The organism is Klebsiella sp. 1SOBk5mer, assembly GCF_046603115.1.
Taxonomy (GTDB): Bacteria; Pseudomonadota; Gammaproteobacteria; order Enterobacterales; family Enterobacteriaceae; genus Klebsiella; species Klebsiella quasipneumoniae.
The window spans coordinates 132,241-155,699 of record NZ_JBKIUU010000006.1 but is presented as its reverse complement, the minus strand read 5'-3'; the positions used below and the strand labels follow the sequence as shown (position 1 = coordinate 155,699).

Annotated in this window: 26 protein-coding genes; 11 read left to right on the top strand and 15 right to left on the bottom strand. The window is 58.3% G+C overall.

Annotation, left to right across the window (positions count from 1 at the left end):
- Window positions 1–19: 19 nt before the first annotated feature.
- Window positions 20–1,159, bottom strand: coding sequence for a GGDEF domain-containing protein (locus tag ACLH1U_RS15325; protein WP_023288993.1), 1,140 nt, complete (start codon window positions 1,157–1,159; stop codon window positions 20–22).
- A 361-nt stretch (window positions 1,160–1,520) separates the two neighbouring features.
- On the opposite strand from ACLH1U_RS15325, the gene yahO reads away from it, so the two are divergent.
- From yahO to artJ, 7 genes are all read left to right on the top strand, one after another.
- Complete coding sequence (gene yahO / locus ACLH1U_RS15320) at window positions 1,521–1,793, top strand: DUF1471 family periplasmic protein YahO (protein WP_023288992.1); 273 nt, start codon at window positions 1,521–1,523, stop codon at window positions 1,791–1,793.
- Between the two features lie 254 nt (window positions 1,794–2,047).
- Window positions 2,048–2,563, top strand: a complete 516-nt coding sequence (locus ACLH1U_RS15315) for a lipoprotein (RefSeq protein ID WP_023288991.1) — start codon at window positions 2,048–2,050, stop codon at window positions 2,561–2,563.
- A gap of 226 nt (window positions 2,564–2,789) precedes the next feature.
- Window positions 2,790–3,518 (top strand): arginine ABC transporter ATP-binding protein ArtP, encoded by a 729-nt coding sequence (gene artP, locus ACLH1U_RS15310; protein WP_032428704.1) that lies wholly within the window; start codon window positions 2,790–2,792, stop codon window positions 3,516–3,518.
- Window positions 3,519–3,538: 20 nt separating this feature from the next.
- On the top strand, window positions 3,539–4,270 hold the full coding sequence (gene artI / locus ACLH1U_RS15305; protein WP_002896390.1) for an arginine ABC transporter substrate-binding protein ArtI: 732 nt from the start codon (window positions 3,539–3,541) through the stop codon (window positions 4,268–4,270).
- Window positions 4,271–4,276: 6 nt separating this feature from the next.
- Window positions 4,277–4,993: an arginine ABC transporter permease ArtQ gene (gene artQ / locus ACLH1U_RS15300; protein ID WP_023288989.1), complete on the top strand. Its 717-nt coding sequence runs from the start codon at window positions 4,277–4,279 to the stop codon at window positions 4,991–4,993.
- Complete coding sequence (gene artM, locus ACLH1U_RS15295; protein WP_004201338.1) at window positions 4,993–5,661, top strand: arginine ABC transporter permease ArtM; 669 nt, start codon at window positions 4,993–4,995, stop codon at window positions 5,659–5,661. Before artQ ends, artM begins: the two co-directional genes overlap by 1 nt.
- A gap of 183 nt (window positions 5,662–5,844) precedes the next feature.
- Window positions 5,845–6,576: an arginine ABC transporter substrate-binding protein ArtJ gene (gene artJ, locus ACLH1U_RS15290; protein ID WP_032455247.1), complete on the top strand. Its 732-nt coding sequence runs from the start codon at window positions 5,845–5,847 to the stop codon at window positions 6,574–6,576.
- Between the two features lie 84 nt (window positions 6,577–6,660).
- Here artJ and ACLH1U_RS15285 read toward each other — a convergent pair whose 3' ends face one another.
- From ACLH1U_RS15285 to ACLH1U_RS15230, 12 genes are all read right to left on the bottom strand, one after another.
- Window positions 6,661–8,133, bottom strand: coding sequence for a sensor histidine kinase (locus ACLH1U_RS15285; RefSeq protein WP_411299330.1), 1,473 nt, complete (start codon window positions 8,131–8,133; stop codon window positions 6,661–6,663).
- Entirely contained in the window at window positions 8,130–8,846 is a 717-nt protein-coding gene (locus tag ACLH1U_RS15280) for a response regulator transcription factor (RefSeq protein ID WP_335893743.1), read from the bottom strand. The genes ACLH1U_RS15285 and ACLH1U_RS15280 overlap by 4 nt, the downstream gene beginning before the upstream one ends.
- Window positions 8,847–8,924: 78 nt before the next feature.
- The gene (gene rlmC, locus ACLH1U_RS15275; RefSeq protein WP_411299329.1) at window positions 8,925–10,052 is read right to left on the bottom strand and encodes a 23S rRNA (uracil(747)-C(5))-methyltransferase RlmC; all 1,128 of its coding nucleotides are present in this window, start codon (window positions 10,050–10,052) and stop codon (window positions 8,925–8,927) included.
- Between the two features lie 41 nt (window positions 10,053–10,093).
- The gene (locus tag ACLH1U_RS15270; protein ID WP_023288985.1) at window positions 10,094–10,582 is read right to left on the bottom strand and encodes a YbjO family protein; all 489 of its coding nucleotides are present in this window, start codon (window positions 10,580–10,582) and stop codon (window positions 10,094–10,096) included.
- Between the two features lie 57 nt (window positions 10,583–10,639).
- Entirely contained in the window at window positions 10,640–11,485 is an 846-nt protein-coding gene (gene potI, locus ACLH1U_RS15265) for a putrescine ABC transporter permease PotI (RefSeq protein WP_023288984.1), read from the bottom strand.
- On the bottom strand, window positions 11,482–12,435 hold the full coding sequence (potH, locus tag ACLH1U_RS15260; protein WP_004201331.1) for a putrescine ABC transporter permease PotH: 954 nt from the start codon (window positions 12,433–12,435) through the stop codon (window positions 11,482–11,484). Before potH ends, potI begins: the two co-directional genes overlap by 4 nt.
- 10 nt (window positions 12,436–12,445) lie before the next feature.
- On the bottom strand, window positions 12,446–13,579 hold the full coding sequence (potG, locus tag ACLH1U_RS15255) for a putrescine ABC transporter ATP-binding subunit PotG (protein ID WP_044521950.1): 1,134 nt from the start codon (window positions 13,577–13,579) through the stop codon (window positions 12,446–12,448).
- A 161-nt stretch (window positions 13,580–13,740) separates the two neighbouring features.
- Window positions 13,741–14,853: a spermidine/putrescine ABC transporter substrate-binding protein PotF gene (potF, locus tag ACLH1U_RS15250; RefSeq protein ID WP_085550636.1), complete on the bottom strand. Its 1,113-nt coding sequence runs from the start codon at window positions 14,851–14,853 to the stop codon at window positions 13,741–13,743.
- A gap of 348 nt (window positions 14,854–15,201) precedes the next feature.
- The gene (locus ACLH1U_RS15245; RefSeq protein ID WP_002896365.1) at window positions 15,202–15,681 is read right to left on the bottom strand and encodes a YbjN domain-containing protein; all 480 of its coding nucleotides are present in this window, start codon (window positions 15,679–15,681) and stop codon (window positions 15,202–15,204) included.
- 88 nt (window positions 15,682–15,769) lie between these two features.
- Window positions 15,770–16,672, bottom strand: a complete 903-nt coding sequence (gene rimK / locus ACLH1U_RS15240; RefSeq protein WP_023288981.1) for a 30S ribosomal protein S6--L-glutamate ligase — start codon at window positions 16,670–16,672, stop codon at window positions 15,770–15,772.
- A gap of 114 nt (window positions 16,673–16,786) precedes the next feature.
- Window positions 16,787–17,509, bottom strand: a complete 723-nt coding sequence (gene nfsA / locus ACLH1U_RS15235; protein WP_032455244.1) for a nitroreductase NfsA — start codon at window positions 17,507–17,509, stop codon at window positions 16,787–16,789.
- Window positions 17,493–17,780 (bottom strand): YbjC family protein, encoded by a 288-nt coding sequence (locus tag ACLH1U_RS15230; RefSeq protein WP_032455259.1) that lies wholly within the window; start codon window positions 17,778–17,780, stop codon window positions 17,493–17,495. Before ACLH1U_RS15230 ends, nfsA begins: the two co-directional genes overlap by 17 nt.
- 202 nt (window positions 17,781–17,982) lie before the next feature.
- Here ACLH1U_RS15230 and ACLH1U_RS15225 point away from each other — a divergent pair, with 202 nt between their 5' ends.
- Complete coding sequence (locus ACLH1U_RS15225) at window positions 17,983–18,246, top strand: GrxA family glutaredoxin (protein ID WP_002896352.1); 264 nt, start codon at window positions 17,983–17,985, stop codon at window positions 18,244–18,246.
- Window positions 18,247–18,252: 6 nt separating this feature from the next.
- Here the strand turns inward: ACLH1U_RS15225 and ybjM are convergent, their stop codons facing one another.
- A complete protein-coding gene (ybjM, locus tag ACLH1U_RS15220) occupies window positions 18,253–18,636 on the bottom strand; it encodes an inner membrane protein YbjM (protein WP_002896351.1) in 384 nt (127 codons plus the stop codon).
- Between the two features lie 267 nt (window positions 18,637–18,903).
- Between ybjM and ACLH1U_RS15215 the strand changes: the two genes are divergently transcribed.
- Window positions 18,904–20,589: an aspartate:alanine antiporter gene (locus ACLH1U_RS15215; RefSeq protein ID WP_004179131.1), complete on the top strand. Its 1,686-nt coding sequence runs from the start codon at window positions 18,904–18,906 to the stop codon at window positions 20,587–20,589.
- Between the two features lie 178 nt (window positions 20,590–20,767).
- On the opposite strand, the gene ACLH1U_RS15210 is transcribed toward ACLH1U_RS15215, so the two are convergent.
- Complete coding sequence (locus ACLH1U_RS15210; protein WP_044521890.1) at window positions 20,768–21,331, bottom strand: TetR/AcrR family transcriptional regulator; 564 nt, start codon at window positions 21,329–21,331, stop codon at window positions 20,768–20,770.
- Window positions 21,332–21,413: 82 nt separating this feature from the next.
- Between ACLH1U_RS15210 and ACLH1U_RS15205 the strand changes: the two genes are divergently transcribed.
- Window positions 21,414–22,616: an MFS transporter gene (locus ACLH1U_RS15205; protein WP_044521889.1), complete on the top strand. Its 1,203-nt coding sequence runs from the start codon at window positions 21,414–21,416 to the stop codon at window positions 22,614–22,616.
- Window positions 22,616–23,428: a Cof-type HAD-IIB family hydrolase gene (locus ACLH1U_RS15200; RefSeq protein WP_023288977.1), complete on the top strand. Its 813-nt coding sequence runs from the start codon at window positions 22,616–22,618 to the stop codon at window positions 23,426–23,428. Before ACLH1U_RS15205 ends, ACLH1U_RS15200 begins: the two co-directional genes overlap by 1 nt.
- The last annotated feature ends 31 nt before the right edge of the window (window positions 23,429–23,459 follow it).

Genomic DNA, 23,459 nt, shown 5'->3' with positions numbered 1-23,459 from the left:
GCCCGGCAGCGTCTCCGGGTTAATAAGACCATCGATTTCGTCCTTTATTTTTCGCCTGGTACAGCGCGCTGTCCGCCCGGGCGATCAGCGTCTCCATCGGAACCGTGCCGTCGGAGGCGACGACCCCCATACTGACGGTCACCACCGAGGCCACCGCCGAAGCCTCATGGGGGATCGCCGCCTCGCTAATTTTCTGCTGAATGCGCTCGGCAATGGAGGTGGCTCGCGCTAAGGAAACCCCCGGCAGGGCGATGACAAACTCTTCGCCGCCGTAGCGGGCGACCAGATCGCCCTCGGCCCGTACCGCCATTTTAAGCACCTGGGCGACAGTCGATAAGCAATCGTCGCCAGCCTGATGGCCATAGTGGTCGTTGTAACGCTTAAAGTAATCGACGTCGATCATCATCAGCGCCAACGGCGTTTTTTGCTGCCAAATCTCCGCCAGATAGGCATTCAGCGCCCGGCGATTCGCGGTCCCGGTTAATGCATCCTGGTTGGCAATGCTTTCCAGCCGCTGAATAAGCCGCATATTTTCCTGATGCGTATTCCAGGCCTCATCATACCAGCGCTTAAGAATACGCCTGCCATAGAGTAAAATCGCCGTAAAAATGCCCCACAGGATCAAAAAGCGGACCTCAGTGTGAGGGTGGATCTGTAGTCCCGCCAGCAGGGCGGTTCCCCATAGCGGAAGCAAAAAAGCGATAATGCCGGGCCAATGGTGATACAGCGCGGCGAGGCCGGTGGTCATTAATATCACCAGCAGCGGCCAGGCGAAGGGCAGTGTCCAGAAAAAGATGAAACAGTAATTACTCAGGGACCAGCACAGGCTGAGTGCCAGCTGCAGGCCGGTGATAATGCTCAACGTATAGCGCCCCTGCGCCAGGCGCGGCGTGACGGCAATAATGGCTAAAATTACCGAAATAATAATAACCGCGATCAGCGCGACTTCGACATAAGGAATAACCGCCTGGTGCGTTAACAGCTTCTTATCAAAATGAGTAAAGATAAAATTGCGGAAGAAAACCATTAACGCAAAAGCGATATTGACAAAGGCCAGCCAGGGCATACTCATGGATAGCGCATGGCGCTGGACATTATCTCTGGTGGCCCACAGCTCGGTTCGCAGCTGGCGGACGCCCTCTTGCTTATTTGTTAACATCTTATCTCCCTGGTGACCTGCATGACCATGGGCGCAGACCCTGCTTTGCTTTATGATAAACCATGTTTCCGGGAATGTCTGTCAACGCTGCCCCCCTTTCTGCCCCGGCGCCTTAAGCTGATTTTCTGCTAACGTCAGATGAAAAGGGTCTGGTCCTCTCCCTATGTGTATCCGGCAAAAAAAAGCAAGCATTATCAATGCGAAATACGTCATCTTTTCTTTAAAAAAGAGTTAACTAACCGTCATAAAATTGCAGTATTCCACTTGAAAAAAAAACGGTGTTAGTACAATCTGAAACCGCTCATTGGTGAGATAAAACAAGAGCATGATGATAGCAAGATAAACAATGGAGTCTAAAAATATGAAATATGCAGCTTTAGTGGCAGGTGCAGCATTGTTTTTAACGGCGAACGCCTTCTCTGCAGAAATTTTAACGAAAGAAGCCTTCGATAAGGTCCATACGCAATATACTAAAATCGGTACCATTTCTTCTACCGGTCAGACTGCACCCAGCGATGCCCGTGAAGAACTGATTAAAAAGGCCGATGAGAAAGGCGCAGACGTTATCGTGCTCTCTTCCGGTAATACCGATAAAAAACTGCACATCTCCGCTAACATCTATAAGAAGAAGTAATTAATCTTATATTTCAAGAAACATTATCATATTGCCCGGGTAATGTTTCTTGTTTGCCCAAAAAGTCTGTTTATTTTTAAACGGCCCCCAGATTTACCTGCCTTAATATCATACAGCGATCTTCCCTGTCGATGTCCTGCCCTAAGGCCGTAGTCACATCAAGGTCTTAGCTCTTTGCGTCAAGTACAATCCGCACGCTATACGCTATGCTTTAACGGAAACTGAAAACGTAGTTCGCTTATAAGGAAATCATCATGCGCTACAAACTTCTTGCAGCACTTCTCCCTTGCGCGCTGGCGCTCAGCGCCTGTACGACCGTCACCCCGGCCTATAAAGATAATGGCACCCGCAGCGGCCCCTGTGTCGAAGGCGGCCCTGACGACGTAGCGCAAAAATTCTACGACACCCAGCTCCAGAACCGTACGCAGGATCCGGCGGCGCTGCGCCCCTATCTCAGCGACGGCCTGGCGAAGTTACTCAATGACGCCCGTCAGGATCCGGCCAACAGCAAACTGCTGCAGGCTAACCTGTTCTCCAGCAGCAGCACCCCGGCGGACAGCGCCGTCGTCGCCAGCGCCTCAACCATCCCTAATCGCGATGCGCGCAACATTCCGCTGCGCGTGGAGCTGAAGCAGGGAACCCAGAGCTGGAAAGACGAAGTGCTGATGATCCAGGAAGGCCAGTGCTGGGCCGTCGATGACGTTCGCTATCTCGGCAACAACAGCCACGCGCCGGCCGGGACGTTGCGACAGAGTCTGGAGAAACGTTAGTTCCGGAGTTGAAGCGACGTCGCTGAAACGATAACCCCGGTAAAATGTCGGTATTCGCCCCGAGAATGCCGACATTTACTCCCCCCTCACCCACCAGGCAATATTTTGTGCTAACTTTAAAGCTAAACGTGGTTTAGATTTAACTTTTAACGCATAAATATTGCATAACTATTCTGCCAAAGGTAGTATTTGCGGCCTCAATAGCTATTCGTATCAGACTGCCCAGATGAGTATTAAACTAAACGGCATTAATTGCTTCTACGGCGCGCACCAGGCGCTGTTCGACATCACGCTGGATTGCCCGCAGGGGGAAACGCTGGTGCTGCTCGGCCCCAGCGGTGCCGGGAAGAGCTCGCTGCTGCGCGTACTCAACCTGCTGGAGATGCCGCGTTCCGGTTCATTAACCATCGCCGGTAACCATTTCGACTTCACCAGAGCGCCGTCCGATAAAGCGATTCGCGAACTGCGGCAGAACGTCGGCATGGTCTTTCAGCAGTACAACCTGTGGCCGCACCTGACGGTACAGCAGAACCTGATCGAGGCCCCCTGTCGCGTACTGGGGTTAAGCAAGGATCAGGCGCTGGCTCGCGCAGAGAAGCTGCTGGAGCGCCTGCGTCTGAAGCCCTACAGCGATCGTTACCCGCTGCATTTATCCGGCGGTCAGCAGCAGCGTGTGGCGATCGCCCGCGCGCTGATGATGGAGCCGCAGGTTCTGCTGTTCGATGAGCCTACCGCGGCGCTCGACCCGGAAATCACCGCCCAGATCGTTAGTATCATCCGCGAGCTGGCTGAAACCGGCATCACCCAGGTTATCGTCACCCATGAAGTTGAAGTGGCGCGCAAGACGGCCAGCCGGGTGGTGTATATGGAAAATGGCCATATCGTCGAGCAAGGGGATGCCTCCTGCTTCACGCATCCGCAAACTGACGCGTTTAAAAACTATCTTTCACACTGATGTTTTTCGGGGAAATGACGATGAAAAAAGTACTGATTGCCGCCCTGCTCGCAGGCATGAGCCTCTCCGCTTCCGCCGCGCAAACCATTCGTTTCGCCACCGAGGCCTCCTACCCTCCGTTTGAGCTGGTGGATGCCAACAACCAGATCGTCGGTTTCGATGTGGATCTGGCTAACGCGCTGTGTAAAGAGATCGACGCCACCTGTACCTTTACCAACCAGGCCTTTGACAGCCTGATCCCGGGCCTGAAATTCCGCCGTTTCGACGCGGTCATGGCCGGGATGGACATCACGCCTGAGCGTGAAAAGCAGGTCCTGTTCTCCACCCCGTATTATGACAACTCGGCGCTGTTCGTCGGTCAGCAGGGCAAGTTCACCAGCATTGACCAGCTGAAGGGCAAAAAAGTGGGCGTACAGAACGGCACCACCCACCAGAAATTTATCACGGATAAACATCCGGAAATCACCACCGTGCCTTACGACAGCTACCAGAATGCGAAGCTGGATCTGCAGAACGGTCGTATTGACGCGGTCTTCGGTGATACCGCCGTGGTCACCGAATGGCTGAAGAGCAATCCGAAGCTGGCGGCCGTGGGCGATAAAGTGACCGACAAAGCCTATTTCGGCACCGGGCTGGGCATTGCCGTGCGTCAGGGCAACACCGACCTGCAGCAGAAATTTAACGCTGCGCTGGAAAAAGTGAAGAAAGACGGCACTTACCAGACCATCTATAACAAATGGTTCCAGAAGTAAGACTGAATGAACGAAATTTTTCCATTAGCAAGCGCCGCCGGGATGACCGTCGGCCTTGCCGTTTGCGCGCTCGCCATCGGCCTCGTCCTGGCGATGCTCTTCGCGGTACTGGAGTCAGTGAAATGGCGCCCGGTAGCCTGGCTTGCAACCGGCATTGTGACCATTCTGCGCGGCCTACCGGAAATTCTGGTGGTGCTGTTTATCTATTTCGGCTCGTCCCAGCTGCTGCTGACGCTCTCTGACGGTTTCACCATCCCGCTCGGGTTCACGCAGATCCCGGTGCAGATGCAGATTGAGAACTTTGACGTCAGTCCGTTCCTCTGCGGGGCGATCGCCCTGTCGCTGCTGTATGCCGCCTACGCCTCGCAAACGCTGCGCGGCGCGCTGAAAGCCGTTCCGCAGGGTCAGTGGGAGTCCGGCCAGGCGCTGGGGCTGTCGAAAGCGGCCATTTTCTTCCGCCTGGTGATGCCGCAGATGTGGCGCCATGCCCTGCCCGGTCTCGGCAACCAGTGGCTGGTGCTGCTGAAGGACACCGCGCTGGTGAGCCTGATCAGCGTCAACGATCTGATGCTGCAGACCAAAAGCATCGCCACCCGCACTCAGGAGCCCTTTAACTGGTATATCATTGCCGCAGCAATCTATCTCGTCATCACCCTGTTGAGTCAATACATCCTTAAGCGGATTGACCAGCGTGCGACGCGCTTCGAACGGAGACCAGGCTGATGCTCGACTACTTACCCGAACTGCTGAAAGGCCTGCATACCAGCCTGACGCTGACCGTGGCGTCGATTATCGTGGCGCTGATCCTGTCGCTGATCTTTACCATTATCCTGACGCTGAAGACGCCGGGGCTGGTGTGGATAGTGCGCGGCTACATCACCCTGTTTACCGGTACGCCACTGCTGGTGCAGATCTTCCTGATCTACTATGGCCCCGGGCAGTTTCCTTCGCTGCAGGAATATCCATGGCTGTGGCATCTTATCTCCGAGCCGTGGCTGTGCGCCCTGATCGCCCTGTCGCTTAACAGCGCCGCCTATACCACCCAGCTGTTTTACGGCGCCATCCGGGCGATCCCCGACGGGCAATGGCAGTCGTGCAGCGCGCTGGGGATGAGTAAAAAGGATACCCTGGCGATCCTGCTGCCGTACGCCTTTAAACGCGCGCTGTCGTCCTACTCCAACGAAGTGGTGCTGGTGTTCAAAAGTACCTCTCTGGCCTACACCATCACCCTGATGGAAGTGATGGGTCACGGCCAGCTGCTGTACGGACGGACCTACGACGTGATGGTGTTCGGCGCCGCCGGGATTATTTATCTCATCGTCAACGGGTTGCTGACCCTGTTGATGCGCCTGGTGGAGCGCAAAGCGCTAGCTTTCGAACGACGTAACTAGCGCCTGGCGTATTTGCATAATAAGCGAACAACAAGACGGACAAGTCTAATACCTGTCCGTCTTTTTTTATATCAAATAAAATAGTTAATCATTTTTATTGAATACAAATTCATTTAATGGCATTGTCACCCTATGCCGCAGACACGGCGAATAATCATAAGATTGACAGACGGGAGTTCCACGATGAAAAAGTTAGTTCTGGCTGCACTGCTCACCACGTTCACCTTCGGCGCCGCCGCCGCGGAGAAAATCAGCTTCGGCGTGTCCGCGACCTATCCGCCGTTTGAATCGATGGACGCGAATAACCAGATTGTCGGCTTTGATATCGATCTGGCCCATGCGCTGTGCAAACAAATGCAGGCAGACTGCACCTTTACCAACCACGCGTTTGACAGCCTGATCCCGGCGCTGAAGTTTAAGAAGTATGACGCGGTGATTTCCGGAATGGATATTACGCCAGAACGCAGCAAGCAGGTGGCCTTCACCGACCCGTACTACGCCAACTCCGCGCTGGTGATCGCCAAAAAAGACGCGTTCCACTCGTTCGATGATTTGAAAGGCAAACGGATCGGCATGGAAAACGGCACCACCCACCAGAAATATCTGCAGGATAAACATCCTGAGGTGAAGACCGTCGCCTATGACAGCTACCAGAACGCGATTATCGACCTGAAAAATGGCCGTATCGACGGCGTGTTCGGCGACACGGCGGTGGTCAACGAGTGGCTGAAAACCAACCCGCAGCTGGGGGCAGCCACGCCGAAAGTAACCGATCCGCAATACTTTGGCACCGGCCTTGGGATTGCCGTGCGCCCGGATAACAAGGCGCTGCTGGAGAAACTGAACGCCGCGCTGAAGGCGATTAAAGCCGACGGTACCTACCAGAAAATCAGCAACCAGTGGTTCCCGGAGTAACTTTTTTGCCGGGGGGGCGCTGCGCTTACCCGGCCTGCTCCGTCCCCGTAGCCGGGTAAGGCGTAGCCGCCACCCGGCAATTTCTCAAAGTGGCACGAAGAACCTGAACCGCGCCCCGCTTACCGATTCCACCAGCCGGATCCCGCCCCCGTGCAGCTCCAGCATCCGTTTCACAATCAGCAGCCCTAACCCACCGCGATCCTCCCGCGACGCCTGGGTAGACAACGCCGACGGCCGCTGGAACAGATCATCGCGCAGCGCGGCATCGACGCCCGTTCCGTTGTCTGCCACTTCAACCTGGAGCTGTTGATTCTCCTGCCAGACCGCCAGACGGATCTCCCCGCCGACGGGAGTATGCCGCATCGCGTTATCGAGCAGGTTGGTCACCACCCTCTCAATCATCGACACATCGGCGTTGATCAGCGGCAACGGCCCCGGCACATCAATTTGCAGGTTCACCTCGCGCGTGCGGGCGGTGAGTTCAAACTTCTGCGCCACGTCGGAAATCAGCTCCGCCATCGCGAAACGCTCGCGCTGCGGCTTAATGCTCCCGTGCTCCAGTCGCGCCAGCTCAAACAGCTGCTGTGAAAGATGGCGCACCTTGTTGCCCTGGCGCAGGGCGATGGTGAGATACTGCCTGCGCTCCTCGGCGGTCAGCCTTTCGTCCTTCAGGGTCAGCGTTTCCAGATACCCCAGCAGCGAAGTCAGCGGTGTGCGCAAATCGTGGGAAATATTGGCCACAAATTCGCGGCGCTGGCGGTCGCTGTCGGCCAGCCGATCCCACTGACCGGCTATCTGCCGGGCAAGGTCAATAAAGCGGTTCTCAAGAACCGCTACCTCGTTACCGGGCTGTGGCTCCGGCGTGCGGGCCGCCAGGGTTTTGATGGCGCTGATGCTGTCCCGATCGTTCGCCGCCACCTGGGCGGTGAGCTGGCGGACAGGTCGGGTAACCCAGAACCATGCCAGGCCTCCCGCCAGCAGACCAAACAGGGCCACCAGCAGCAGGGTCCACAGAACAATGCTCCACAGCGTTTTTTGCCAGGCGTCGGCCGCCAGCTGATTAAAGGTCTCCCCCTGCAAAATGATATACAGGTAGCCGCGCAGCTGGCCGTCGACGCGCAGCGGGGCGGCGCTGAAGACTTTTCGCCCGTCGAGGCTGCGGGGATCGTCGCCATACACCGGCGACGTACTGCCGGTGAGAAAAACCTGTACCGGCGCCATGTCGATCCGCTGGCGCTGGATATGGCCCGGCGGCGCCGCATCGGCCAGCAGGTCGCCATCCGGCGACAGCAGATAGAGCTCCACGCTGGGATTAAAGGTCATCAGGCGGTCAAACAGCGACTTCAGGATTTGCCGGTTGACCTCGCCGTGGGCGTCCAGCAGCGGTTCGCGGGCCACAATTTGCTGAGCCAGCCCGGCGGAGAGGCGCTGCACCATGGCGTTGCCATACTGCGCGCTGCTGTGTAACTGAACGGCGCACACCGCCGCCGCGCACAGCATCAGCAGGGAGACCACCACCAGCGCCAGCCGCTGGCTGAGGCTCAGTCGGCGGATCACGGGGCGGCCTCCTGGGTCACCGGGGCGAACTTATAGCCTTTTCCCCAGACGGTCAGAATGATGTCCGGCTCGGCCGGGTCACGTTCGATTTTGCTGCGCAGGCGGTTGATATGGGTATTGACCGTGTGCTCATAGCCCTCATGCTGATATCCCCAAACCTGCTCCAGCAGCGCCAGCCGGGAAAACACCTCCCCGGGATGGCGGGCAAAGTAATACAGCAGCTCGAATTCGCGCGGCGTGAGGTCCACCATCTCGCCGTGCAGCCTCACTTCGCGGGACAGCGGATCGATGCTCAGACCATGGCAGGACAGCCGCCCGGCGTCCATCAGCAGGTTCTGCCCCATCGCCTCCTGGCGACGAAACAGCGCTTTAACGCGGGCGATAAGTTCCAGTAACGAAAAGGGTTTCGCCAGATAGTCGTCGGCGCCCATCTCCAGGCCCAGCACACGGTGCATTTCGCTGGTGCGAGCGCTGATGATGATCACCGGCAGATAGCGGGTCATCTGGCGGATGCGCCGGCAGATCTCCAGGCCATCGACGCCGGGCAGCATCAAATCGAGGATCACCGCATCCCAGACCCGCGTTTCCAGTCGGGCGAGGGCCTGGCCGCCATCGGCCTCATGCACAATCTGATAGCCCTCATCCTGCAGATTGAGCCGCAGCAGCGTGGCTATATCCTCATCATCTTCCACCAGCAGAATGGTTTTGGCCATTAGATTCCCCCCACCAATAACAAAACATGCTGCGTCAAGCTTACCCGATTTCGGCGGCGCAAAGCCTTCACATTTTGTTTAAACTTCGCGGACCAGCAGGGTCAGCACTTCGTAGTGGGCGGTATGAGGGAACATATCAAACAGCTGGACCCGCTCGACGCGATAGCCGCTAAGACGGGCAATGTCGGTCGCCATGGTGCGGGCGTTACAGCTGGAATAGATAATGTAGGGCGGCGCCATGCGGCTTAAATAGTCGCACAGTTCAGCGCCAATGCCGCGTCGCGGCGGGTTGACCAGCACCAGCTGCGGGATATCCGCTTCATGCGTGGCGAACCGCGTGGAGTCCAGCGCCTGAAAATGCAGATTGCCGAGCCCCAGCTGCGCGGCAGACTGCCTGGCGCAGGCGATCGCTTCCGGGGCTATCTCTATCCCGGTCAGGCGCATCGCCGGCGTCGCGCAGTGCAGGCCAAAACCGCCGACGCCGCAAAACAGATCCCACATATGCTGGACCGGCAGCGCGCGCACCCAGTCGCGGGCGGTGGCGTACAGCCGGCTGGCTACCGTCGGGTTAGTCTGAAAGAAGCTTTGCGGACGTATCCACAGCGGCACCTCATTAAAGACCTCGCCCAGCGCCTGCTGTTCGGTGAAGAAGATCTCCTGCTCGCCTTCCATGATTGCCATATGCACCGGCTGGATATTCGCCGTGATCACCTTGAGCTGCGGGAGCTGTGCCTGCAGCCAGAGCAGCGCGGCGCGCAGCTGGGCCACCTTGGCCTCTGAGCGCAGCACAAAGCGCAGCATCATCTCCCCCTGCTGGCTGGCGGTCAGCAGCAGATATTTCAGCTCCCCGCGCTTGCGCGCGACGTTGTAGGGAGTTAACCCGGCGCGGGCGATAAAGGGCTTCAGGCCGGCAAACACCGGCGCAAACTCGGCGGGATAGAGCGGGCAGTCGGTGAGGTCCACCGGGGTGCCATCGCGGTGCAGCATCCCCAGCAGCGGACGCTCCACGCTGCCGCTGACCACCATTTTGGCCTTGTTACGGAAAGCCGCCTCCGGCCCGCTGACCGGCTCGCCCCAGTCGGCGACGGGGATTGCCGCCAGCAGCGTGCGCAGGTCGGCCATTTTATCGGCGAGCTGTTGCGGAACCGACCGTTCCAGCCATTGACAGGAACGGCAGCGGCCGGCGTCGTAGAGTGCGCAATGCATAATTGACCTTCAAAATTCCAGGGGCGGGGATTGTATCACCGTTATTGCAGGCGGAAAAACCGACGGCAGGTCGCTGGCACAAACAGCAGCGTCAGGACCAGTAGATCCGGCAGTTTTTGCATCACCAGCGAGTGGAAGATCTCCCGTTTGGATTCGCCGGGAATACTGAACAGCTCCGGATACCCGTAGCCCAGCGACGCCGCCCACAGGTAGCCGGCGGCTATCATCTGCGTCAGCAGATAAACCCAGCGCGCCCAGTTGCGCCCTTTCACCAGCGAGAAGGCGCACCAGATTTCGATAAACACCAGCGCCAGGCTGCCGAGGAAGACCAGCGTCAGGTTCCAGGTCTGGACGCTACGGTGTATGAATTCGTTCAGCCCCTGCAGGCCCAACAGATTGAGGATCATCAGCAGATCCAGACCGCGAATCAAAATAATCGCAAAGGCCGCCACCTGCACCAGCGCAGGGACGTTAAGGCGGGCATGCGATGAGCGAGTTTTCGTAAACAATCCCAACGTAATGTCTTCCATGAAAACGGCGCCACAGAGTGGCGCCGACCGGAGGCTGCTGTATCGATTTTAGGTGGTTCAGCCTTGTCTTGCACGCTGGATATCGCGCACTCGCTGCTTTTCTGCGCGGGCCATCAAATACCAGGCGATAAAACCAACAACGCCGACCACGCCGAGGATGAGCGTCGCCAGGGCGTTAATCTCCGGGTTGACCCCCATGCGCACGCTGGAGAAAACCAGCATCGGCAAGGTCGTGGCCCCGGGACCGGAGACAAAGCTGGCGATCACCAGGTCATCCAGCGACAGCGTGAAGGCCAGCAGCCAGCCGGAGATCACCGCTGGCATAATCATCGGCAGCGTGATGACGAAGAAGACCTTCAGCGGCGCGGCGCCCAGATCCATCGCCGCCTCTTCGATCGAGTGGTCCAGCTCACGCAGGCGCGAGGAGATCACCACCGCCACGTAGGCGGTACAGAAGGTGACGTGCGCCAGCCAGATGGTCAGCATCCCGCGATCCGAAGGCCAGCCGATGGCATGTCCCAGCGCCACGAACAGCAGCAGCAGCGAGAGCCCGGTGATCACGTCCGGCATGACCAGCGGCGCGGTGATCATAAACGCGAAGCCGTTGGAGCCGCGAAAACGTCCAAAGCGCACCATCACCACCGCGGCGATGGTGCCAAGGATCGCCGCCGCCGTCGCCGCGCAGGCGGCGATAGTCAGGCTGAGCCCCACCGCGCTCATCATCGCGTCATCGTGGAACAGCTCGCTATACCAGCGCGTTGACCACCCGGCCCAGACCGTCACCAGCTTTGAGCTATTGAAGGAGTAGATCACCAGCATCAGCATCGGGGCATAGAGGAAGGTGAACCCGAGCACGAGGATCAGAATGCGCCACGGCGAGCGTACTACCGGCAAGTCGTTCATCCCTGCTCTCCCATCTGTTTTTGCTGGTGCTTATGGAACCACATGATCGGCACGATCAGCAGCAGCAGCATGACAATCGCCACCGCCGAAGCCACCGGCCAGTCACGGTTGTTAAAGAACTCCTGCCACAGCACGCGGCCAATCATAATGCTGTCCGGCCCGCCCAGCAGCTCCGGGATCACGAACTCCCCCACCGCCGGGATAAACACCAGCATGGAGCCAGCGATAATCCCCCCTTTGGTGAGCGGAACGATCACCTGAAAGAAGGTCTTCAGCGGCCGGGCGCCGAGATCCAGCGAGGCCTCCACCAGCGAATAGTCGATGCGGGTCAGCGCGGTGTAGATAGGCAGCACCATAAACGGCAGATAGGCATAGACGATACCGATATATACCGCCAGGTTGGTGTGCAGGATCTCCAGCGGCTGATCGATAACCCCTAGCCACAGCAGGAAGTTATTCAACACCCCGTTGCTTTTCAGCAGTCCCATCCAGGCATAGACGCGGATCAAAAACGACGTCCACGACGGGAGGATCACCAGCAACAGCAGAATATTGCGCGTCGACGGCTTGCTGTGCGCCACCGCCCAGGCCAGCGGATAGCCCAGCAGCAGGCAGCAGAGCGTCGAGATGCCCGCCACCTGCAGCGACTGCAGATAAGCCTCAAAATAGAGCGGATCGTCGGTCAGCTGCAGGAAGTTGGCAAAGTTAAGGGTCAGCGTCAGCTGACCATCCGCCCACTCCATCAGATCGGTGTAGGGAGGGATCGCCCGCGCCATCTCGGCAAGACTTATCTTGAACACGATCAGGAACGGCAGCATAAACAACAGGATCAGCCACAGATAGGGCAGCGCGATCACCAGCTTGCGGCCATGCGCCATCTGCAGGCGCGCCGCCCACAGCGCGAAGCCGCCCGGTTTTTTCGCCCCTGACGGGGATTCAACGGTACTCATCGCCCTCTCCTTACACCGTCAGTACAACGCAGCTGTCCGCATCCCAGCATAAACGCACCTCGTCACCCCAGGTGGGCGTCCCTTTCCGATGGCGGTGCTCATTCTGCAGCTGGGCGCTGATCATCTGCCCGCTTTGCAGGCGCACATGGTAGATGGAGAGATCCCCCAGATAGGCGATATGAATCACCTCGCCGACGGCAAAATTGTAGCCATCCGCCGGCGGCTCATCGCACAGCATGATCTTCTCCGGACGCAGCGCCACCCACACCGGCACGTTGTCCACCACCGAGGCGTCGGGGTCGACCTTCAGCGGATGCACCAGTCCCGGCGAGCGCAGCACCAGGCCATCTTCCAAACGCTCTTTCACCAGCCCTTCAAAGACGTTCACCGAGCCGATGAACTCGGCGCTGTAGCGGGTGGTCGGGTGCTCGTAAATCTCTTCCGGTTCGCCAATCTGCACAAACTTGCCGCGGTTCATGATGGCGATACGGCCCGCCATGGTCATGGCCTCTTCCTGATCGTGAGTCACCATCACGCAGGTCACGCCAACGCGCTCAAGAATATCCACCACCTCCAGCTGCATGCGATCGCGCAGCTTTTTATCCAGCGCCCCCATCGGCTCGTCGAGCAGCAGCAGCTTTGGTCGTTTCGCCAGGCTGCGCGCCAACGCGACGCGCTGGCGCTGACCGCCAGAGAGCTGGTGCGGCTTACGTTTAGCGAACTCCTGCATGTGCACCAGAGCCAGCATCTCCTGCACCCGGGCGGTGATTTCCGCCTTAGGCAGACGATCCTGCTTCAGACCGAAAGCGATATTCTGCTCAACGGTCATATGGGGAAACAGGGCGTAGGACTGGAACATCATATTGATAGGCCGCTGATAGGGCGGTACGCGCGCCAGATCCACGCCGTCGAGCATAATCTGTCCGGCGGTCGGTTGCTCAAAGCCCGCCAGCATGCGCAGCAGGGTCGATTTCCCGCAGCCTGATGCGCCCAGCAGAGCAAAAATTTCGCCTTTATAAATAGTGAGACTGACATCGTCGACAGCGTGCTGGCCATCAAACGACTTGGTTAAGTTACGGATTTCCAGCAGCGGGGTCAGCGCTTTGGGGGCTTTCGCCTGTGGGCGGGGCATTACGTCGTTCAATCGGGTGCTCTCCGGCAAAAAAACGATCACCATATGGTCCGGTGCCATACTTCGTGCTTAACAGTGCAGGTGCACCATCCTGGTGCTTCTGCTCGCCGGGCGCGCTGCCATTTCCCGGCGAGTGCCGTTCTGATACGGCCCGCTTACCGGGCCGTCAGAGTTTATTTACCGCTCTTCACTTTGGTCCACGCGCGGGTGCGCACGCGGTCGATCTTCGGATCCTGCACCTTCAGCGTGAACAGTTTGGCGAACACATCCGCTGGCGGATAAATCGCCGGGTTGTTACGGATAGTCTCGCTGACCAGCGGCGTAGAGGCCTTGTTGCCGTTGGCGTAGAACACCTGGTCGCTGATTTTGGCGATCACATCCGGGCGCATCAGATAGTTAAGGAACTGATAGGCCTCATCTTTATTCTTAGCGTCGGTCGGCATCGCAAAGACGTCAAAGAACGCCAGGGCGCCTTCCTTCGGAATAAAGTAGGAGACGTTGACGCCGTTCTTCGCCTCTTTCGCGCGGTTCGCCGCCTGCCAGACGTCCCCTGCCCAGCCGATCGCCACGCAGATGTCGCCATTGGCGAGGTCGTTAATATATTGCGAAGAGTGGAAGTAGCGGATGTTCGGCCGCAGCTTCAGCAGCAGATCGGTGGCCGGACCGGTGTAATCATTCGCTTTGCTGCTGTTCGGATCCTTGCCAAGGTAGTTCAGCACGGTGGCGAAAATCTCTTCCGGCGCGTCGAGGAAGGAGACGCCGCAGCTTTTCAGTTTTTCAAGGTTCTCCGGCTTCAGCACCAGATCCCAGCTGTCCACCGGCGCATCTTTGCCGAGGACGGCTTTCACTTTATCAACGTTGTAGCCAATGCCCGTCGTCGCCCACAGGTAAGGCATGGCGTATTTATTCTCCGGGTCATGCTTGGCGACCAGCTTCAGCACTTCGGGGTCGAGATTCTTCCAGTTAGGCAGCTTGCTCTTATCCAGCGGCTGGAACACGCCCGCCGCCAGCTGGCGCTCAAGGAAGCTGGCCGATGGCACCACCAGATCGAAACCGGTGCTGCCGGCCATTAATTTACCTTCCAGCACTTCATTGGAATCAAAAACGTCATACACGACTTTAATCCCGGTCTCTTTTTCGAAATTGGCCACGGTGTCCGGCGCAATATAATCAGACCAGTTATAGACATGCAGAGTTTTTTGTTCGGCGGCGAGCGAACCGGCAGAGACGGCCATCAGCGCACCCGTAACCAGACCTGTTAACCATTTTTTACCAAAGGCGGTCATATCTCTTTTCCTTCTCAACGCCCGTTAACTTACGGGCTCAAATATACGCATTTCTACGCATGCAAAAATCATGCATATTTTTTCATTGCCTGAGAAAAGGAGAGCGGATCTCTCCCGGAGTGGTTGCTCGCGACTGGAAGCATCGCCAGAATAACTGTAGCCAGAATAAGAGGCTATAGCCCAGGTAAAAAAACGCCTTTTATCAAATTTTTATGCAATAACGGTCTACGTGATAAGCCAAAACGGCCTGAATGGCGGTGAATAATGCTTTAAAGAAAGGTTAAATGCAGAATAAAAGCGGGTAATACGCAGCCGCTGCGGTAGTGGCTGCGCTAATTTTAGGCAGGTTTAGTGAAGAAAATGGTATTGCACGTTTTCTGCAGCCGGCTCTTCTTCTTCGCCTTTGTACAGCAGCTGATTGGCGCCGGCTTCGAGGATCACCATCGAGATCTGCTCCTCGCTTTGGCGGAAGAACCAGGCGAACTGCTCCATCGTCACCCCGGGGCCGATAGACAGCGACTGGCAGACCACCAGCTTGGGCAAATTATCGTCCTGAATGTCGATAAACGCCTTCACGGTTAACGAACTGGCGTTGATGGCCGAGAGATCCGCCGACAGCGCCAGCAAAGCAGACGGCTTCACCTCCGCCAGGGCGGAAAAGAGCACCACGTTATCCACCAGGTCAATTTTGGCATCAAAAATACCGTCGAAATTCTGCATATGCGGCAGGTGCAATGCCTGACAGGAATCGCACTCAAAAAAGCTGATGCCGATCTCATCCAGCCAGCGACGTAGCGTATCCAGACCTGGAACGACCAGTGAATCCATAGTGCCTGTGACCTCTTACAGTGGAAAAACGACGCCATAGCTTACGCAAAAAAAGCGCCGCATACCATGACAGTCTTGCATCCGGCGGTTAGCCGCCTATTTTCAAACAGAATTCCGGTGTCGCCTGGCGCTCGATCCAGGCGATCATCCTGCTGGCGATGTCCACGCCGGAGGTGGTTTCCACGCCTTCCAGTCCGGGCGAGGCATTCACCTCCATCACCAGCGGCCCGCGGGTGGCGCGTAAAATATCGACACCGGCGACGTCCAGGCCCAGGGTTTGCGTCGCCTTGATGGCAATGGCGCGCTCCTCATCGCTAATCTGCGCCACCGTAGCCATGCCGCCACGGTGCAGGTTAGAGCGAAAATCGCCCTCTTTCGCCCGCCGTTCGATCGCCGCCACCACCTCATTGCCGACCACCAGGCAGCGAATATCGCAGCCTTTCGCCTCGGCAATGTACTCCTGCACCAGGATGTGGGCGTTCAGCCCGCGAAAGGCGTCGATCACGCTCTCCGCCGCCTGGCGGGTCTCCGCCAGCACCACGCCGATCCCCTGGGTGCCCTCCACCAGCTTCACCACCAGCGGCGCGCCGCCGACCATGGCGATCAGATCGCTGGTGTCATCGGGGGAATGAGCGATGCCGGTCAGCGGCAGATCGATGCCCTGGCGCGCCAGCAGCTGCAGCGAGCGCAGCTTATCGCGAGCGCGGGTGATGGCGACCGATTCGTTCAGCGGATAGCTTCCCAGGAGCTCAAACTGACGCAGGGCCGCGGTGCCATAGTAGGTAATCGCCGAGCCAATGCGCGGGATCACCGCATCAAAGTGCGGCAGCTGGCGCCCTTTATAGTGGATCGAAGAGGCCACCGGGCTGACGTTCATATAACAGGAAAGCGGATCGAGGATCTCGACCTGATGCCCGCGCTGTTGCGCCGCTTCGCGCAGGCGTCGACATGAATAAAGCGTTCCATCCCGGGATAATATGGCAATTTTCATCCTGCACCTCTGCAAAAAGACCCGCACTGGCGGGCCTCAGCTATCGAACACACTTCCACCTTTCCTGCCGCCAGCGTCGGATACCGCCTGGCCGGAGCAGCAGTGTACACGTAATCAGCGCGTTGCCCACCCCTGCTTATGCAGATAGTCGAGAATAAACGGACGACTCTCTTTCACGATAGTGCGACGGATATGATCGCTCCAGGTATCGCGGCGGGCGTTGCTGCCGCGCGACAGATAATAGTGCGCCAGCTGTTCGTCATACTCCGCCAGCAGCGCGTTATCCAGCGGCTGATAGCGGTTCTCATGCACCAGCATGGCGGCCGGCATCCGCGGCTTGATGTCCGGATTATCCGCCGGCCAGCCAAGGCAAAGACCGAACAGCGGCAGGACGTGCTGCGGCAGCTCCAGCAGCTCGGTCACCGCCTCGATGCTGTTGCGCAACCCGCCGATATAGACGCCACCCAGCCCGAGGGACTCGGCGGCGGTCAGCGCGTTTTGCGCCAGCAGCGCCGTATCGACAACGCCGATCAGCAGCTGTTCCGCCAGCCCCAGCTCCGCCTGCGGGCAGATCTGCAGGTGGCGGTTAAAGTCGGCGCAGAAGACCCAAAACTCCGCCGCCTGAGCGACGTGCTGCTGGCCGCCGGTCAGCGGGACCAGACGTTCACGCAGGGCCGGGTCGGTAATACGGATGATGGAGGTGCACTGTAAAAAACTCGAGGTAGATGCCGCTTGCGCGCTGGCGATAATCGCCGCGCGCTGTTCGTCGCTCACGGGCGCATCGGTGAAGTGGCGGATAGAACGGTGGCTGCGCAGCAGCTCAATGGTCGGCGTCATTTCGTTTTTCTCTGTCAGACAAGGATTCAGGCTCAGGAGAGTGGGTTAACTGCGGGGCCACGATCTGCGCCATCCGCCACATCACGACGATGGCGGCGGGGATCATCAGCACGATCCCGGCAAAGAGCATCACCAGCGCCGCGGTCGGGCTGGCAATGGGCGCAGGCAGCTGGACATACTGGTTAAGCGAGAGCCAGGCGAGGGTTAACAGCCCTATCCCGAGGATCTCAACCAGCAGTATGCTTTTTGGCAACGGGGCAAATTTTCGCATCACGCCTCTCCGGTTGATAAACGCGGCGCGCCAGCCAATGCTACCGCGCCGCCGGGTCAGTATACGGGTTTTGATAGTACGACATTTATCAAACATAGCCGTAAACCATCGAAGCAAAAGGCAGAACCTTCTTTCCCTCACCGGCCAATGCAGGCATCATAAGCGCCATTCGCCATCCGGCTGAGGTTTAAGGAGAGAAGCAATGTTTACCGTTATTTTTGGTCGTCCAGGCTGCCCTTACTGCGTTCGCGCCAAAGAGCTGGCAGAAAAACTGACCAACGAGCGTGATGACTTTAACTACCGTTACGTGGATATTCACGCCGAAGGCATCAGCAAAGCTGATCTGGAAAAAACCGTCGGCAAACCGGTTGAAACCGTACCGCAGATTTTCGTCGACCAGAAACACATCGGCGGTTGCACCGATTTCGAAGCCTGGGCGAAAGAGAACCTTGGCCTGTTTGCCTGAGTAAATTTATTTACTCGATGAATGACTGCGCCAGGTATCAAGCCAGGCGCAGATAAACAAAAAGCACAACGCCCCGAGCGCACACCAGAACACCGCGCTCAGTACCCACGCCATCTCCTGCCAGAACGTCCGGTGCGTGACGAAAAACAGCCGCATCGTCACCATACAGACCGGCGCCGCCAGTATCGCGCCGAGCAAAGGACGCAGCACCCGCCGTCCGGGAGAGAGACAGCTCGCCGCCGCCCCTGGCAGCAAAAAGAAGAGCAGGCCCAGCTCCGGGTTGCCGCTGGCGCGAAAGGCCCCTTTCATATGTAACAACAACGATAAGCACACCACAATGAACAGAACGAAGCCACAGATAATGCCGGCCCAACTACGCTCAGATTTCACCGTATCCTCCTGATGTTGCCTCTAACTCACGTCCACGTCGCCCAGTCAGATAAAGCATTTCGGCAATCCATGCCAATAACTCCCCTACCAGCCTAAAAACGATTGTCACTAGCCGCCGCATCCAGGAAGGATTAAACTAGCGGGTATATTTTTGCTGGTTATAACAGGGTGCCAGAATAGGTTCGCGACAACGCGAACGCCTGAGCAACCTTAGACCAAATAACCATTTCCTTCAACAACTTACTAGTAAACGAGAAGTTGGCTTTCGTGAATATAAACGTCGCAGATTTGTTAAACGGGAATTACATCCTGTTATTATTCGTTGTACTTGCATTAGGACTATGCCTGGGAAAACTGCGTCTCGGCTCAGTACAACTTGGTAATTCCATTGGCGTTTTAGTCGTTTCTCTATTATTAGGTCAGCAGCATTTCGCGATTAACACCGATGCCCTTAATCTCGGCTTTATGTTGTTTATTTTTTGCGTCGGCGTGGAAGCCGGTCCTAACTTTTTTTCGATTTTTTTCCGCGACGGGAAAAACTATCTGATGCTGGCCCTGGTGATGGTCGGCAGCGCGATGCTGATCGCCATGGTGCTGGGTAAAGTGTTCGGCTGGGATATCGGGCTCACCGCCGGTATGCTGGCGGGGGCGATGACCTCCACCCCGGTGCTGGTGGGCGCGGGGGACACCCTGCGCCATTTCGGCCTGCCCAGCGATCAGCTGGCGCAGTCGCTTGACCACCTGAGCCTCGGCTATGCCCTGACCTACCTGGTTGGTCTGGTGAGCCTGATCGTCGGCGCCCGCTATATGCCCAAGCTGCAGCATCAGGATCTGCAGACCAGCGCCCAGCAAATCGCCCGCGAGCGCGGCCTCGATACCGATTCCAAACGTAAAGTCTACCTGCCGGTGATCCGCGCCTATCGCGTCGGTCCGGAGCTGGTGGCATGGGCGGATGGCAAAAATCTGCGTGAGCTGGGCATTTATCGCCAGACCGGCTGCTATATCGAACGCATCCGTCGCAACGGCATTCTGGCCAACCCGGACGGCGACGCGGTGCTGCAGATGGGCGACGATATTGCGCTGGTGGGCTACCCGGACGCGCACGCCCGCCTCGACCCGAGCTTCCGCAACGGTAAAGAGGTGTTCGACCGCGACCTGCTCGACATGCGCATCGTCACCGAAGAGATTGTGGTCAAAAACCACAACGCCGTCGGCCGCCGCCTGGCGCAGCTCAAGCTCACCGATCACGGCTGCTTCCTGAACCGGGTCATTCGCAGCCAGATCGAGATGCCTATCGACGACAACGTGGTGCTGAACAAAGGCGACGTGCTGCAGGTCAGCGGCGACGCCCGCCGCGTGAAGACCGTAGCCGACCGCATCGGCTTTATCTCCATTCACAGCCAGGTGACCGACCTCCTCGCCTTCTGCGCCTTCTTTATCGTCGGCCTGATGATCGGCATGATCACCTTCCAGTTCAGCTCCTTCAGCTTCGGCATCGGCAACGCCGCCGGCCTGCTGTTCGCCGGCATCATGCTTGGCTTCCTGCGCGCCAACCACCCAACCTTCGGCTATATCCCGCAGGGGGCGCTGAACATGGTAAAAGAGTTTGGCCTGATGGTGTTTATGGCCGGGGTCGGGCTCAGCGCCGGGGCCGGGATCAATAACGGGCTGGGCGCCGTCGGCGGCCAGATGCTGGCGGCCGGGCTTATCGTCAGCCTGGTGCCGGTGGTGATCTGCTTCCTGTTCGGCGCCTACGTGCTGCGCATGAACCGGGCGATGCTGTTCGGCGCCATGATGGGGGCCCGCACCTGCGCCCCGGCGATGGAGATCATCAGCGATACCGCGCGCAGCAACATCCCGGCGCTCGGCTATGCGGGCACCTACGCCATCGCCAACGTGCTGCTCACCCTCGCCGGGACGCTCATCGTGATCATCTGGCCAGGGCTACAATAAATTTTTTGCGAAAAAAGGCGCCACAGGCAGAACTTTTTCTCAGGGCATCAGTCATAAGTAATGCCACTGCTTTTCTTTGATGTCCCCATTTTGTGGAGCCCATCAACCCCGCCACTTCGGTTCAAGGTTGATGGGTTTTTTGTTGCCTGCGTTTAGCCATTCCGGCTGAAACACCGCCTCAGCGCCCCTCTTCCTGCGCCCTCTCCCCCGCCAGTTGCCCGACCATCATGCGGATCGCCGCCTTCGACAGCGGCGCGCGGTCGGTGACAAAGTGCAGGGTCATCCCTTCAATAAAGGCGTCAAGGCCGCGGGCGGTGTCCGGGGCAAACCACTGCTCCAGCGTCTGCTGGCTGCGCCGCATCCAGTTCTGCATCACCGCCTTCAGCGCTGGCTGGCTGCTGCAGAATGCGTACAGCTGGTACATCAGCTCCATATTGCGCGCCGTGGTCACCTGGGCGCTGAAGATCAGCTCCGCGATGGCATCGCAGGCTTGTTGCCGGTTCGTTACCCCGGCGAAGCTTTGCTGATACTGCGCCGACATCTCGGCGGTAAACAGATTGAACGCCTCCGCGATCAGCGCCTCGATGCCGCTGAAATAGTAGGTCAGCGACCCCAGCGGCACATTCGCGCAGGTGGCGATTTTACGGTGCGTCACCGCATGGACGCCGTGCGCCGCGATGGTGTCCAGCGTCGCCTGCAGGATGCGCTCGCGGCGCTGCGGATCGTTCGGTCTACGGGCCATGATTTTCCTTTTCCGGTTTATGTACAAATGTACACATGCTTGCTACTGTTGTCTTCACTCTTCTCCTTTAAGGCGTTTACGGATGACGACGCAATCTTCGCGCAGAGCGCTCCAGCTTCGACTGTGGGCGCTGTTTATGTTCTTTTTCATCCCCGGCTTATTAATGGCTTCCTGGGCCACCCGCACGCCGGCGATCCGCGATCTGCTGGCGCTTTCTACCGCAGAGATGGGCGTCGTGCTGTTTGGCCTGTCGGTGGGATCGATGAGCGGTATTCTCTGCTCGGCGTGGCTGGTGAAGCGCTTTGGCACCCGCAAGGTCATCCGCACCACCATGTCCTTCGCCGTACTCGGCATGCTGGTGCTCAGCCTGGCGCTGTGGGTCACCTCCGCCCCGCTGTTCGCCTTTGGTCTGGCCATCTTTGGCGCCAGCTTTGGCTCGGCAGAGGTCGCCATTAACGTCGAGGGGGCGGCGGTTGAGCGGGAGATGAATAAAACGGTGCTACCGATGATGCACGGCTTCTACAGCTTTGGCACCCTGTTCGGCGCCGGGGTGGGCATGGCGGTGACCGGGTTCGGTCTGCCCGCCGCCCCGCATATCCTGGCGGCCGCGCTGGTGGCCATTCTGCCCATCGCCATTGCCATCCGCGCCATTCCGGAGGGTACCGGTAAAAATGCCGCCGAAGCCGCCCACGGCGAGGCGAAAGGTCTGCCGGTATGGCGCGACGCGCAGTTGCTGCTTATCGGGGTCATCGTCCTGGCGATGGCCTTTGCCGAAGGCTCGGCCAATGACTGGCTGCCGCTGCTGATGGTGGACGGCCACGGCTTTAGCCCCACCTCCGGCTCGCTGATCTATGCCGGCTTCACCCTCGGCATGACGCTGGGCCGCTTTACCGGCGGCTGGTTTATCGATCGCTACAGCCGGGTGACGGTGGTTCGCGGCAGCGCAGTGATGGGCGCCCTGGGTATCGGCCTGATTATCTTCGTCGATAACCCCTGGGTGGCGGGCATCTCGGTGCTGCTGTGGGGCATCGGCGCCTCGCTCGGCTTCCCGCTGACTATTTCCGCCGCCAGCGATACCGGTCCGGATGCCCCTAAGCGCGTCAGCGTGGTGGCGATTACCGGGTATCTTGCTTTCCTCGTCGGGCCGCCGCTGTTGGGCTTCCTGGGCGAGCACTTCGGCCTGCGCAGCGCGATGCTGGTGGTGCTGGGCCTGGTGATGGTGGCGGCGCTGGTCGCCCGCGCGGTGGCTAAGCCACAGTCTGAACCCGTTATGGAGAACAGCTAATGAGCATCAAACTGATTGCGGTGGATATGGACGGCACCTTTTTAAGCGATGCCAAAACCTACAACCGGCCGCGCTTCCTCGCCCAGTATCAACGAATGCGCGAGCAGAACATTCGCTTCGTGGTCGCCAGCGGCAACCAGTACTACCAGCTGATCTCCTTCTTTCCGGAGATCGCCCACCAGATCGCCTTCGTGGCGGAAAACGGCGGCTGGGTAGTGAGCGGCAATGAAGATGTCTTCAACTGCCAGCTGCCGGTTCACCATTTCAACGCCGTGGTCGATCATCTGCAGACGCTGCCGAATATCGAAATCATCGCCTGCGGGAAGCGCAGCGCCTACACCCTCAACCGCTACAACGACGCGCTGAAGACGGTGGCGGCGAAGTATTATCACCGCCTTGAACTGGTAGATGATTTTAACCATCTCGATGACACCATCCTCAAATTTGGTCTCAACGTGCCGGACCGCCTGATCCCGGAAATTCAGCCGAGGCTGCACGCGGCGCTGGGGGACATGGTGACCGCAGTGGCCACCGGCTACGGCAGCATCGACTTAATTATCCCGGGGGTGCACAAAGCCAACGGCCTGCGTATTTTGCAGCAGCGCTGGGGCATCGAGGATCATGAGGTGGTAGCGTTCGGCGACAGCGGCAACGATATCGAAATGCTGCAGCACGCCGGGTTTGGCTTCGCCATGGCCAACGCCCGGGAAGACGTCAAAGCCGTCGCCCGCTATCATGCGCCGCACAACAACGAAGAGGGGGTTCTGCAGATTATCGATAAGGTGTTGGATCGCGAAGCGCCGTTCGCCTGATAAGGCCCGGATGCAAGCGCATCCGGGTTAA